This window comes from Cupriavidus sp. WS (assembly GCF_000395345.1).
Taxonomy (GTDB): domain Bacteria; phylum Pseudomonadota; class Gammaproteobacteria; order Burkholderiales; family Burkholderiaceae; genus Cupriavidus; species Cupriavidus basilensis_B.
In genome coordinates this window covers 1-12340 of sequence record NZ_AQPL01000424.1, presented here as the reverse complement: position 1 = coordinate 12340, position 12340 = coordinate 1, and the positions used below count along the sequence as shown (strand labels likewise).

Genomic DNA, 12340 nt, shown 5'->3' with positions numbered 1-12340 from the left:
CCAGCAATCTCATGACGACTCCCTAGCTCGGGTCAGACGAAACAGGATGCGGAACACCGCGGCGCGCATCCGCGCGCCGCGGCCCGGCGGCCGGGACAGCCCGGCCGTGCGATCGTACCCGCGATCCACGGCCGCGATCAATGCGCGTGGTCAATGCGCGCGATCAATGCGCGCGATCAACCGGCGCGCAGCGCGCGCGCCGGCCCGCCGCGATCAGTAGCGGTAGTGGTCGGCCTTGTACGGGCCTTCCTTCTTCACGCCAATGTAGGCGGCCTGCTGGTCGGTCAGCTCGGACAGCTGCGCGTTGAGCTTCTTGAGCTGCAGGCGCGCGACCTTCTCGTCCAGGTGCTTGGGCAGCGTGTAGACGCCGACCGGGTACTTGCCGCTATCGCGTTCCAGCCACAGCTCGATCTGGGCGATGGTCTGGTTGGCGAACGAGCTGCTCATCACGTAGGACGGGTGGCCCGTGCCGCAGCCCAGGTTCACCAGGCGGCCCTTGGCCAGGATGATCAGCTTCTTGCCGTCGGGGAAGATCACGTGGTCGACCTGCGGCTTGATCTCGTCCCATTCGTACTTCTCGATCGAGGCGATGTCGATCTCGTTGTCGAAGTGGCCGATGTTGCAGACGATGGCCTGGTCCTTCATCTTCGCCATGTGGTCATGGGTGATGACGTGGTAGTTGCCGGTGCAGGTGACGAAGATGTCGCCATGCTCGGCGGCGTAGTCCATCGTCACCACGCGGTAGCCTTCCATCGCGGCCTGCAGCGCGCAGATCGGGTCGATCTCCGTCACCCACACCTGCGCCGACAGCGCGCGCAGCGCCTGCGCGCTGCCCTTGCCCACGTCGCCGTAGCCGGCCACCACGGCGACCTTGCCGGCGATCATCACGTCGGTGGCGCGCTTGATGCCGTCCACCAGCGACTCGCGGCAGCCGTACAGGTTGTCGAACTTGCTCTTGGTGACGGAGTCGTTGACGTTGATGGCCGGGAAACGGAGTTCACCCTTTTGCGCCATCTGATACAGGCGGTGCACGCCGGTGGTGGTTTCCTCGGTCACGCCCTTGATGGCGTCCAGGTTGCGGCTGTACCAGGTCGGGTCCTTGGCCAGCTTGTCCTTGATGGCGGCGAACAGGTAGGTTTCTTCCTCGCTGCCCGGCTTGGAGATCAGCGTGGCGTCCTTCTCGGCGCGCGCGCCCAGGTGCAGCAGCAGCGTGGCGTCGCCGCCGTCGTCGAGGATCATGTTGGGGGTGCCGCCGTCCTTCCAGTCGAAGATGCGGTGGGTGAAGTCCCAGTATTCCTTCAGCGACTCGCCCTTGAAGGCGAACACCGGCGTGCCCGAGGCGGCGATGGCCGCGGCGGCGTGGTCCTGGGTCGAGAAGATGTTGCACGAGGCCCAGCGCACGTCGGCGCCGAGCGCGACCAGCGTCTCGATCAGCACGGCGGTCTGGATGGTCATGTGCAGGGAGCCGGCAATGCGCGCGCCCTTGAGCGGCTGGGCGGCGGCGAACTCGTCGCGGATCGCCATCAGGCCGGGCATCTCGGTCTCGGCGATGGCGATTTCCTTGCGGCCCCAGCCGGCCAGGTTGATGTCGGCGACCAGGTAGTCGTTCTTCAGGTCAGTCACTGCGTTCATGTTTCACTCCGGTGAAGAGTGGCGCGATGGCGGCGAGTGCGGGGGGATACGCGGCGCGCGGGCATGCCGGGCAACGCGGGCATGCAAAGCGGGCGGATAGGTCGACTCGCCACCGTGGGGGCCACGGATCAGCGAGCGCCGTTGAGACAGTCCGAGCCTGGCGAATGGCCAATCGCGCACTGGGGCACAATGGTCGCATCCGTTGCAACGCTCCTCGGAGTGGCGGTATTGTAGCCTGACCGCCGGCGCCGCGCACCGGCGCCGCGTGATTTTTTGCCTGGCGCTTCCGTTGGTGCTGTCTTTGGCGCTGTCTTTAGTGCCTTCCCTGGCGCCTTTCTTGCTCTTTCTTGCTGCTTGTTTTGTTGCTTCCTTTGCCGTTTCTCGCCGCCCCGCGGCGGCCTGCCTCGCACCGCACATGACCCCGACCACACACCGTCCTCCGCGCACCCTGACCATCGCCGGCTCCGACTCCGGCGGCGGCGCCGGCATCCAGGCCGACCTCAAGACCTTCGCCGCGCTGGGCTGCTTCGGCATGAGCGCGATCACCGCCATCACCGCGCAGAACACGCTCGGCGTGAGCGGCGTGCACGCGATCCCGGCGGAGATGGTGGCCGCGCAGATCGACGCGGTGGCCAGCGACATCGGCGTGGACGCCGCCAAGACCGGCATGCTGGGCACCGCCGACATCGTCGAGGCGGTGGCCGCCGCGGTGGACCGCCACGCCATCCGCCAGCTGGTGGTGGACCCGGTCATGATCTCCACCTCCGGCGCCACCCTGGCCGACGACGCCACCAGCCAGGCCATGACGCGCCTGCTGTTCCCGCGCGCCGTGCTGGTCACGCCCAACCTGCCGGAAGCCTCGTGGCTGCTGGGCCGCAGGATCAGCCGCCGCGGCGAGATGGAACAGGCCGCGCGCGACCTGCTGGCGCTGGGCTGCCGCGCCGTGCTGCTCAAGGGCGGCCACCTCGACCCGGCCGACGGCGGCCTCGACGACCTGCTGATGACCGCCGACGGCACCGTGCGCGTGTTCTCGCACCCGCGCGTGGAGACCCACAACCTGCACGGCACCGGCTGCACGCTGGCCGCCGCCGTCGCCGCGCAGCTCGCGCGCGGCAACGCGCTGGCGGACGCGGTGGACGCGGCGCTCGACTACGTGGCCGAGGCCATCGTCGCCGGCGCCGACCTCGAGCTCGGCGCCGGCAACGGCCCGCTCAACCACGCCTTCGCGCCGCGCGCGATGGGATGACGCGCGGGCCGGCACACCGGCCCGCGGGCGGCGGTATGATCGGGCTCTCCATCGTCCGGCCGCCAGCGCCATCCTTGCCACGCCATGACCCTGCTGTCCCAGATCGACCTGCGCACCGACCCCGCCGCCGCGCCCTACCGGAAACACGAAGTGGTGCAGGTGGCGTTCGCCGCCGTGCCCGGCGAGCTCGCCAGCCTCGAAGGCCCCAACCGCTACCAGCCCGGCGACGCCCTCGTCACCGGCTCCACCGGCGACCGCTGGGTGGTGTCGCGCGACCGCTTCGACGCGCGCTACGAGCCGCTGGAAGCCGGCGCGCACGGGCGCGACGGCGCCTACCGCAACCAGCCTGCGACGGTGCTGGCAAAGCGCATGGCGGCGGCCTTCGGCATCGCCCGCTCGGCCGGCGGCGACGTGCTGCGCGGCGAGGCCGGCGACTGGCTGATGCAGTACGCGCCGGGCGACTACGGCATCGTGCAGCAGGCGCGCTTCGCCCAGGTCTACCGGCCCGCCTGACGGCCGGCCGCGGCGGCGCCCGGGGCGGCTAGTTGCCGCCGCTGCTCAGCGGCACCAGCTTGAACGCCGCGCGCGCCACGCACACCACCTCGCCGCCGGCGTTCTTCACCTCGCCCTCGCAGAACGCGATGCGCGCGCCGCGCCGCATGCAGCGCGCCTCCAGGTGCAGCTCGCCGCGCGCGGCGGCGAGGAAATGCGTGGACATGTCGATGGTGATCACGCCGGTCTGCATCGGCGCGTGCGAGCGCGCCGCGCCGCTGAGCGTGAAGTCCAGCGCCGCCATCAGCGTGCCGCCGTGCACGTCGCCGCGGCTGTTGACCAGGAACGGGCTGGCCGGCAGCCGCGTGCGGCACAGGCCCTCCTCGATCTGCACCGGCTGCAGGCCAAGGTGGCGCATCAGCGGCACGTCGATGCCGAAATAGGGCTGCTCCGGGGTGCCGGGCGCCACCGGGACGATCTGCGAGGGAAATTCCAAAGCTTGTCTTCCTTTATCCGAGTCTGATTGCTGCCTGGGCTGCCGTCATCACGCCCGCCGACCGCAATGGTAGCGCCAACCCCGGCGCGAATGGCGCCGGCAGGCGGCTCACGGCTCCAGCAGCACGCGCAGCATGCGCTGCGGATCGGCCAGGAAATCGCGCGTCACGCGGAAGTGCTCGGTGTCCTCGTAGGCGATGCGCTGCACGCCGTCGGCGCCGAGGCGGTAGATCCACGCATCGGGGTAGGCCATCAGGATCGGCGAGTGCGTGGCGATGAGGAACTGCGAATCGGCGCGCACCAGGTCGTGGATGCGCGACAGCACGGCAAGCTGGCGCTGCGGCGAGAGCGCGGCCTCGGGTTCGTCGAGCAGGTAGAGGCCGTTGCCGCGGAAGCGCTCGGTCAGCAGCGCGAGGAACGATTCGCCGTGCGACTGCTCGTGCAGCGAGCGAGCGCCGTAGGCCGGCATCACCGGCGCGCCCGGGCCGGGCTCGGCATCGAGGCGCTCGATCTCGGTGGCGACGTTGAAGAAGCTCTCCGCGCGCAGGAAGTAGCCGTCGCGCGGGCGCCGGAAGCCGCGCGCCAGGCGCAGGTATTCGTTGAGCACCGAGTGCGAGCGGCGCGTGCCGAAGCTGAAGTTGCGCGAGCCGCCCTCGGCGTTGTAGCCGGCCGCCACCGCGATCGCCTCCATCAGCGTGGACTTGCCCGAGCCGTTCTCGCCGACCAGGAACGTCACCTTGGGATGGAGCTCCAGCACGTCGAGCGCGCGCACCGCGGGCAGGCTGAACGGGTAGCGCGCGAAGCTCTCGACGATGTCGCGGCGCAGGGTGACGCGGCTGAGGAACTGGGACGAGATCATGGCGCGGCGGCGGGGGACGGGAGTGGCGTCCATCGTACCGCATGGCGCCGGCTGGTCAGACGCGCATCAACCCGCCGGAAACATCCCCAGCAGGTTCGCCACCGCCGCCGGCACGTCGGCAGCCTCGGTGATTGCGCGCACCACCGCCGCGCTGCCGACGCCGACCGCCAGCACCTCCGGCAGCCGCGCGGCGTCGACGCCGCCGATGCCGACCAGCGACGGGATCACCGGCTGCATCAGCTTCGCATAGGACTGGAAGCGGCCCATGCCCTGCGGCGCGGTCGGCATGACCTTGGTGGTGGTCGGGAAGATCGCGCCGAGCGCGAGGTAGCTCGGGCCGATGGTGGCCACGCGCAGCATCTCGGCGTAGCCGTGGGTGGACACGCCGAGGCGCAGGCCCGAGGCGCGCAGCGCGCCGAGGTCGGCTTCGTCGAGGTCTTCCTGGCCGAGGTGGATGCCGTAGATGCCGCTGCGCGCGCTGTCGTTGCCGAAGCCGGCGTGCAGCGCGATGGCCTCGCGCCAGTGGTCGTTGATGAACAGGCGCGCGCGGCTGCCGCGCGCGGCATCGGCGGCGCGCGCGATCTCGTCGCGCACGGCCTGCGCGTCGTCGGACTTGAAGCGCAGCTGCACCGTGGGCACGCCGAGCGGCACCAGCCGCGCGATCCATGCGGCGCTCGGCACCACGGCGTACAGGCCCAGCGGCGGGCACGGCGCGAACGGCGCGGCGGGCTGCTCGGGCGCGACCAGCGCGGCGTGGCGCACCTGCGGGAAGCGCGCGAAATCGGCCGGCCAGTCGAGCGAGCCGGGCCGCCACGCGCGCGCCAGGCAGAGCGCGTCGTGCGCGGGGAAATGCAGCGCCAGGCAGGCCAGCAGCACGGCGGTGAACGCCGGCGAGTGCGCGCTGTCGCCGTCGGCGTGGGCGCTGAACACCCAGGTGCCCATCGGCGAGCGCACGGTGTCGATCCAGCGGCCGCCCTCGCGCTCGCTCTCGATGGCGGTCGCGCCGGCGGCGGCGATGCGCGCGAGCGTGGCGGCGTCGGCCTCGCCGTCGCACAGCACCACGTCGGCACTGCCGGGCGCCTCGGCGCCGGCCTGCGCCAGCGCGCGCCAGGGCTGGTCGCTGGTGCCGAAGGTGGCGCCGTAGCGCGCCAGCAGCGTGTCGCGCAGCGCGGCGTCGACGGGCGCTTTCACGGCGGCGCGGCTCATGCGCGGTCCTCCGCGCCCGCGGCGTGCCAGAACGGCATGCCGACCACGGGGGTGCTGGCCTGGGCGATGTCGCGCTCGGGCATCGGGCCGGCCAGGTAGGCGGTGCGGCCGGCGTCGACGGCCTGCGCGAACGCGCGCGCCATGTCGACCGGGTAGGCGGCCTGCGCCACCGCGGTGTTGAGCAGCACGCCGTCGTAGCCCCACTCCAGCACCTGCGCCGCGTGCGACGGCAGGCCGAGGCCGGCGTCGACGATCAGCGGGGTGTCGGGCAGGCGCTCGCGCAGCAGGCGCATGGCGTGCGGGTTGACCACGCCCTTGCCGGTGCCGATCGGCGCGGCCCACGGCATCAGCGCCTGGCAGCCCACGTCGAGCAGGCGGCGGCACAGCACGAGGTCCTCGGTGCAGTACGGCAGCACCTTGAAGCCTTCCTTGACGAGGGTCTCGGCCACCGCGGGCAGGTTGAGCGTGTCGGGCTGCAGCGTGTAGTCGTCGCCCACCACTTCGAGCTTGATCCAGTCGGTCTCGAACACCTCGCGCGCCATCATGGCGGTGGTGATCGCTTCCTGTGGCGCCATGCAGCCGGCGGTGTTGGGCAGCACCGGCACGCCGAGCGCCTTGAGCATCTGCCAGAACGGCTGGCCGCCTTCGCCGTCGCCGACCGCGCCCTGGCGGCGCAGCGCCACCGTCAGCATGGCGGGGCGGGACGCTTCCACGGCGGCCTGCAGGGTGGCGGGGGACGGATAGCGCGCGGTGCCGAGCAGCAGGCGCGAGGCGAACCGCTCGCCGTACAGCACGAAGGGGTCGCCGAGCAGGCCGCCGCGTTGGTCGAGAGGATCGAGGGTATCGAGGGTCATGTCGGTTCAGCCTCCCGTGACGGGTTGCACGAGGTCGATGCGGTCGCCGGCGGCGAGCGCTGTTGCGCCATGCGCGGCGCGCGGCACGAACTGGCCGTTGAGCGCGGCGGCGAACGGCGGCGCGATGCCGGCGCCGGCCACCGCGTCGGCCAGCGTGGCGTGGTCGGCAAGGGCCAGCGGGCGGCCGTTGAGCAGGATTTCCATGGTCTGTCTGCGTCTGTTCAGTGCAGCACCGGCGAGCCGCCGGCGACGGTGTCGAGCGCCGGGCCGATCATGCCGGGCCAGCGCAGCGCGGCGGGCACGGCATGCGCGGCCGGGTCGCCGTCGAGCAGCGCGCGCACCACCTCGCAGGCGGCCTCGGTGACGGCCGGCGCGATCAGGAAGCCGTGCCGGTACAGGCCGTTGAGACGCACGATGCGCGCATGCTGGTCGACCCGGATGGCGGGCAGGTGGTCCGGCCGCGTGGGGCGGCGCTGCACGTTGAGTTCGAGCACGCGCGCCTCGCCGAAGGCCGGATGCAGCGAGTAGGCCGCCGACAGCAGTTCCAGCGCGGAGCGCACGCTCATCGGCGAATCGTCGTCGCTTTCGATTTCGGTGGCGCCGATCACGTAGAGGTCGCCCGGCTTGGGCGCGATGTAGATCGGGTAGCGCGGATGCAGCAGGCGCACCGGGCGCTGCAGCTTGACCTCGGGCGCATGCACGCGCACCACCTCGCCGCGCAGGCCGCGCAGCCCGGGGATGGTGCCGCGCGCGGCCGCCTGCGCGGGCCACGCGGCGCGCGCGCCGAGGCCGCGGCAGTCCAGCACCACGCGGGCGCGGATGCCCAGCGCCGGCAGGTCCTGCGCCTCGACTTCGCCGGCTTCCCACACGCAGTGCACGCCGCTGGCCACGGCGCAGGACAGCAGCGCGCGCAGCGTGCCGCGGTTGTCGAGCTGGCCTTCGCCGGCCAGCAGCAGGCCCTGCGGGAAGCGGCCCGCGAGCGCGGGCTCCAGCGCGGCCACGCCGTCGCCGTCGAGCGCGCGCATGCGCTCGGCCACCAGCGCCGGCGGCGCCACCGCGCGCACGCGGCTGGCGAACAGCGACATCTCGCCGCGGTCGCGCGCATGCCAGACCACCAGCGTGCCGCCTTCCTGGAAGAACACCGGCTCGGGCAGCTCGGCCAGCCAGCCGCGCCACAGGTCGACGCTGGCGATGCCGAGCTCGACGATACGGCGCTCGGCGATCGCGGATTCGGCCAGCGGCGCCAGCATGGCGGCGGCCACGTGCGCGGCCGAGCCGGCGCCATCGGGACCGGCGCGCTCGACCAGCGCCACGCGCAGGCCGGCCCGCACCAGTTGCCAGGCGGAAAGCCGCCCGGCCAGGCCGGCGCCGAGCACGGCCACATCAAACGACTGCACTGTCATGGGGATGTTTGCGCCAGTGCCTGCCGCGACTGCGCGGCGGGCTCCGGCCTCCTTTCATTCATGGCGCGCCCCGCGGGCGGGGCGCGGTACTTCACGCGGCGCGCACGCAGGCGCGCGCCGCACCCTGCCTCACGAGTAGATCTTGCTGCCGCTCTTGACGAACTCGATCGACTTTTCCTGCATGCCCTTCTCGGCCTCCGGCTTGAGCGAGGCGGCGTAGTCGCGCACTTCCTGCGTGATCTTCATCGAACAGAACTTGGGACCGCACATCGAGCAGAAGTGGGCGATCTTGGCGCCCTCGGCTGGCAGCGTGGCGTCGTGGAACGAGCGCGCGCGCTCCGGGTCCAGGCCGAGGTTGAACTGGTCTTCCCAGCGGAACTCGAAGCGCGCCTTGGACAGCGCGTTGTCGCGCAGCTGCGCGCCCGGCCAGCCCTTGGCAAGGTCAGCCGCGTGCGCGGCGATCTTGTAGGTGATGATGCCTTCGCGCACGTCTTCCTTGTCGGGCAGGCCCAAATGTTCCTTGGGCGTGACGTAGCACAGCATGGCCGTGCCCATCCAGCCGATGTTGGCCGCGCCGATGCCGCTGGTGATGTGGTCGTAGCCGGGAGCGATGTCCGTCACCAGCGGTCCGAGCGTGTAGAACGGCGCTTCGTAGCAGTGCTTGAGCTCCTCGTCCATGTTGGCCTGGATGCGCTGCAGCGGCACGTGGCCCGGGCCTTCGATCATGACCTGCACGTCGTGCTTCCAGGCCTTGGCAGTCAGCTCGCCGAGCGTGCGCAGCTCGCCGAACTGGGCGTCGTCGTTGGAGTCGGCGATGCAGCCCGGGCGCAGGCCGTCGCCGAGGCTGAACGAGACGTCGTAGGCCTTCATGATTTCGCAGATCTCGTCGAAGTGCGTGTACAGGAAGTTTTCCTTGTGGTGCGCGAGGCACCACTTGGCCATGATCGAGCCGCCGCGCGAGACGATGCCGGTGACGCGGTCGGCGGTCATCGGCACGTAGCGCAGCAGCACGCCGGCGTGGATGGTGAAGTAGTCCACGCCCTGCTCGGCCTGCTCGATCAGCGTGTCGCGGAACATCTCCCAGGTCAGGTCCTCGGCGATGCCGCCGGTCTTGTCGAGCGCCTGGTAGATCGGCACCGTGCCGATCGGCACCGGCGAATTGCGCAGGATCCATTCACGGGTCTCATGGATGTGCTTGCCGGTGGACAGGTCCATGATGGTGTCGGCGCCCCAGCGGATCGACCACACCATCTTCTCGACTTCCTCGGCCAGCGACGACGTCACCGCCGAGTTGCCGAGGTTGCCGTTGATCTTGACGCGGAAATTGCGCCCGATCGCCATCGGCTCCAGCTCGGTGTGGTTGATGTTGGCGGGGATGATGGCGCGGCCGGAGGCGATCTCGCGGCGCACGAATTCCGGCGTCATGTCCTCGGGGCGCAGCGGCAGCGCGGCGCCGAGCGCGTTGCCCGGGTGCTGGCGCAGCAGCGCCTTGTACTCGGGCTTGTCGTAGAGCGCCTGCAGGTTGAGCGACTCGCGCAGCGCCACGTATTCCATCTCGGGCGTGATGATGCCCTGGCGCGCATAGTGCATCTGCGACACGTTGGCGCCGGCCTTGGCGCGGCGCGGGTTGGTCAGCTGGGCGAAGCGCAGGTGCGCGGTGGCCGGGTCGGCGGCGCGCGCCAGGCCGTATTCGGACGACAGGCCGGACAGCACCTCGGTGTCGCCGCGCTCCTCGATCCACCTGCCGCGCACCGACGGCAGGCCGGCCTTGAGGTCGATGTGCACGTCCGGGTCGCTGTACGGGCCCGAGGTGTCGTACACGGGAATCGGCGGATTGGACATCTCGCCCTTGTCCGTGCGCGTGGAGGTCTGCAGGATCGTGCGCAGCGGCACCCGGATGTCGGGCCGGCTGCCGGTCAGGTAGGTCTTGCTGGAAGCCGGATAGGCAAACTTCTTGTCGAGATCGGTCTCGAGCGATTCGAAGGAAGCGGCAGGGGCGGAATTTGTGCGGGCCATAGGTATCGTCCTCTCTCTTGCGGGGATGGACGAAACCAGGAGCCCTGAGCATGGGCCGGGCGCGATGGCCGGGTCATGTGCCTCGCGGGAGGCAGGAGCTGTTCGGTAGTCATGAAACTTCCCACGCCGGTACTAGCCGGATCGGGTTCGAAGGGACTCTCTCAGCCGCACGGCCCATCCGTGTGGCACCCCTGTTTCATCCAACGGGGTGAATTTAAGCACAAGGGCCGGGGCTTGACCACCCTTGTTTCAATCTGGACAGCCGTGCGCGCAAGTCAGGACTGGCGCTTGCTGCGGCGCGGCAAGAACGCCGTGGGGCGCGATGGAGCGCGGTGGGACCCGGGCACCACACCCGGCAGACCTTGCCGGCCGTCACATAGCGCGCGGCTTGCTCTACCATGCAGAAAACAGCAGAAAACAGGACAACGCGGCCACGCGCCGCCCATTCCAGGAGACCGCATGACCGACGCCGCCACCCATCGCGTGTTCAACCAGGTGCCGGACCTTGCCGGCTACAACCTGTTCGCCGGCGATCCGGCCCTGCGCGCGGCGCTCGAGCGCCTCGGCGGCGGCTGGCACGCCGGCGCGCTCGACGTGTTCGGCGCGCGCCTGGGGCAGGCCGACGTGCAGCGCTGGGCGGCCGAGGCGAACCGCCACACGCCCGAGCTGCATACGCACGGCCGCACCGGCGAGCGCATCGACGAGGTGGAATTCCCCGCCGCGTGGCACGAATTGCTGGCCCTGCTGCGCAGCCAGCAGCTGCAGGCGCTGCCGTTCGCGCAGCCGCGCGACGGCGCCTGGGTGGCGCGCGCGGCGGGCTATTACCTGCAGGCGCAGGTCGAATCGGGCTCGCTGTGCCCGCCGACCATGACCTTCGCCAGCATTCCCGTGCTGCAAAAGGAGACCGCGCTGTTCGCCGGGCTGGGGCCGAAGCTGTTCGCTACCGAGCACGACGCGCGCGACCTGCCGTGGCGCGACAAGCGCGCCGTCATGATCGGCATGGGCATGACGGAGAAGCAGGGCGGCTCGGACGTGCGCAGCAACACCACGGTGGCGCGCGCCGTGCGCGGCGAGGGGCGCGGCGCCGAGTACGAGCTGACCGGGCACAAGTGGTTCTTCTCCGCGCCGATGTGCGACGCGCACCTGGTGGTGGCGCGCATGGGCGCCGAGGACGGACCGCTGTCGTGCTTCTTCGTGCCGCGCTTTCGCGACGACGGCAGCAAGAACCCGGTGCAGATCCAGCGCCTCAAGGACAAGCTCGGCAACCGCTCCAACGCCAGCAGCGAGGTGGAGTTCCGCGGCGCCACCGGCATCCTGATCGGCGAGGAAGGCCGCGGCATCCCGACCATCATCGAGATGGCGACCTATACCCGGCTGGACTGCGTGATCGGCAGCGCCGCCATCCTCCGCGCCGCGCTGGTGCAGGCGCTCCACCACGCGCGCCACCGCATGGCCTTCGGCCAGCTGCTGGCCGAGCAGCCGCTGATGCGCAACGTGCTGGCCGACCTGGCGCTGGAAAGCCAGGGCGCGACGCTGCTGATGATGGAACTGGCGCACGCCTTCGAGCGCGCCGACGCCGACCCGCTGGCGGCCGCGTGGAAGCGCATCGTCACGCCGGCGGCCAAGTTCTGGATCTGCAAGCGCGCGATCGAGGCCACCGGCGAGGCGATGGAGGTGTGGGGCGGCAACGGCTACGTGGAAGAGGGGCCGATGGCGCGGCTGTACCGCGAGGCGCCGGTCAACTCGATCTGGGAAGGCTCGGGCAACATCATGTGCCTGGACGTGCTGCGCGCGCTGCAGCGCAATCCCGAGGACGGCGCGCGGCTGCTGCAGGACCTCGCGCAGCGCGCCGGCGGGCATCCGGCCGTGCGCGCCGAGCTGGCCTCGCTGCAGGCGATGCTGCGCGACGCGCCCGAGCACCTCGAGGCCGGCGCGCGCCGCTTCGCCCAGGGCCTGGTGCTGACCGCGCAGGCGGCGCTGATGCTCGGCCATGCCGACGCCGAGGACGCCGAGCGCTTCGTGGCGAGCCGCCTGGGCCGCCAGCACGGCCGCGTGTTCGGCACGCTGGAGGGCGACGCGGCGGCGCTCGCGCGCGTGGCGGCGCGCGCGTGGCCGGCCTGAAGCGGTAGCTTCCGGC

Annotated in this window: 11 protein-coding genes and 2 riboswitches; of the genes, 3 read left to right on the top strand and 8 right to left on the bottom strand. The window is 71.2% G+C overall.

What is annotated here, in order from left to right; all coding sequences use genetic code 11:
- Positions 1–213: 213 nt before the first annotated feature.
- A complete protein-coding gene (ahcY, locus tag K206_RS0129435; protein WP_020205948.1) occupies positions 214–1632 on the bottom strand; it encodes an adenosylhomocysteinase in 1419 nt (472 codons plus the stop codon).
- Positions 1633–1758: 126 nt separating this feature from the next.
- Positions 1759–1854: riboswitch (S-adenosyl-L-homocysteine riboswitch) on the bottom strand.
- 193 nt (positions 1855–2047) lie between these two features.
- Here ahcY and thiD point away from each other — a divergent pair.
- Together thiD and K206_RS0129425 are read left to right on the top strand one after the other, a co-directional pair.
- A complete protein-coding gene (gene thiD / locus K206_RS0129430) occupies positions 2048–2878 on the top strand; it encodes a bifunctional hydroxymethylpyrimidine kinase/phosphomethylpyrimidine kinase (RefSeq protein ID WP_020205947.1) in 831 nt (276 codons plus the stop codon).
- Between the two features lie 84 nt (positions 2879–2962).
- Positions 2963–3391, top strand: coding sequence for a PGDYG domain-containing protein (locus tag K206_RS0129425; protein ID WP_020205946.1), 429 nt, complete (start codon positions 2963–2965; stop codon positions 3389–3391).
- A 28-nt stretch (positions 3392–3419) separates the two neighbouring features.
- Here the strand turns inward: K206_RS0129425 and K206_RS0129420 are convergent, their stop codons facing one another.
- From K206_RS0129420 to thiC, 7 genes are all read right to left on the bottom strand, one after another.
- Positions 3420–3866 (bottom strand): PaaI family thioesterase, encoded by a 447-nt coding sequence (locus K206_RS0129420; RefSeq protein WP_020205945.1) that lies wholly within the window; start codon positions 3864–3866, stop codon positions 3420–3422.
- A gap of 108 nt (positions 3867–3974) precedes the next feature.
- Entirely contained in the window at positions 3975–4724 is a 750-nt protein-coding gene (locus K206_RS0129415) for an AAA family ATPase (protein ID WP_020205944.1), read from the bottom strand.
- 66 nt (positions 4725–4790) lie between these two features.
- On the bottom strand, positions 4791–5930 hold the full coding sequence (locus tag K206_RS0129410; protein ID WP_020205943.1) for a thiamine phosphate synthase: 1140 nt from the start codon (positions 5928–5930) through the stop codon (positions 4791–4793).
- A complete protein-coding gene (locus K206_RS0129405) occupies positions 5927–6784 on the bottom strand; it encodes a thiazole synthase (protein ID WP_020205942.1) in 858 nt (285 codons plus the stop codon). The genes K206_RS0129410 and K206_RS0129405 overlap by 4 nt, the downstream gene beginning before the upstream one ends.
- Positions 6785–6790: 6 nt before the next feature.
- Positions 6791–6988, bottom strand: a complete 198-nt coding sequence (gene thiS / locus K206_RS0129400; RefSeq protein WP_020205941.1) for a sulfur carrier protein ThiS — start codon at positions 6986–6988, stop codon at positions 6791–6793.
- Positions 6989–7005: 17 nt separating this feature from the next.
- Positions 7006–8187 carry an FAD-dependent oxidoreductase gene (locus K206_RS0129395; protein ID WP_020205940.1) on the bottom strand — a complete coding sequence of 394 codons (1182 nt, stop codon included), beginning with the start codon at positions 8185–8187 and terminating at the stop codon, positions 7006–7008.
- Between the two features lie 129 nt (positions 8188–8316).
- On the bottom strand, positions 8317–10203 hold the full coding sequence (thiC, locus tag K206_RS0129390) for a phosphomethylpyrimidine synthase ThiC (RefSeq protein ID WP_020205939.1): 1887 nt from the start codon (positions 10201–10203) through the stop codon (positions 8317–8319).
- A 101-nt stretch (positions 10204–10304) separates the two neighbouring features.
- A riboswitch (TPP riboswitch) is annotated at positions 10305–10406 on the bottom strand.
- 256 nt (positions 10407–10662) lie between these two features.
- Between thiC and K206_RS0129385 the strand changes: the two genes are divergently transcribed.
- The gene (locus K206_RS0129385; protein ID WP_020205938.1) at positions 10663–12324 is read left to right on the top strand and encodes an acyl-CoA dehydrogenase family protein; all 1662 of its coding nucleotides are present in this window, start codon (positions 10663–10665) and stop codon (positions 12322–12324) included.
- Positions 12325–12340 lie beyond the last annotated feature (16 nt).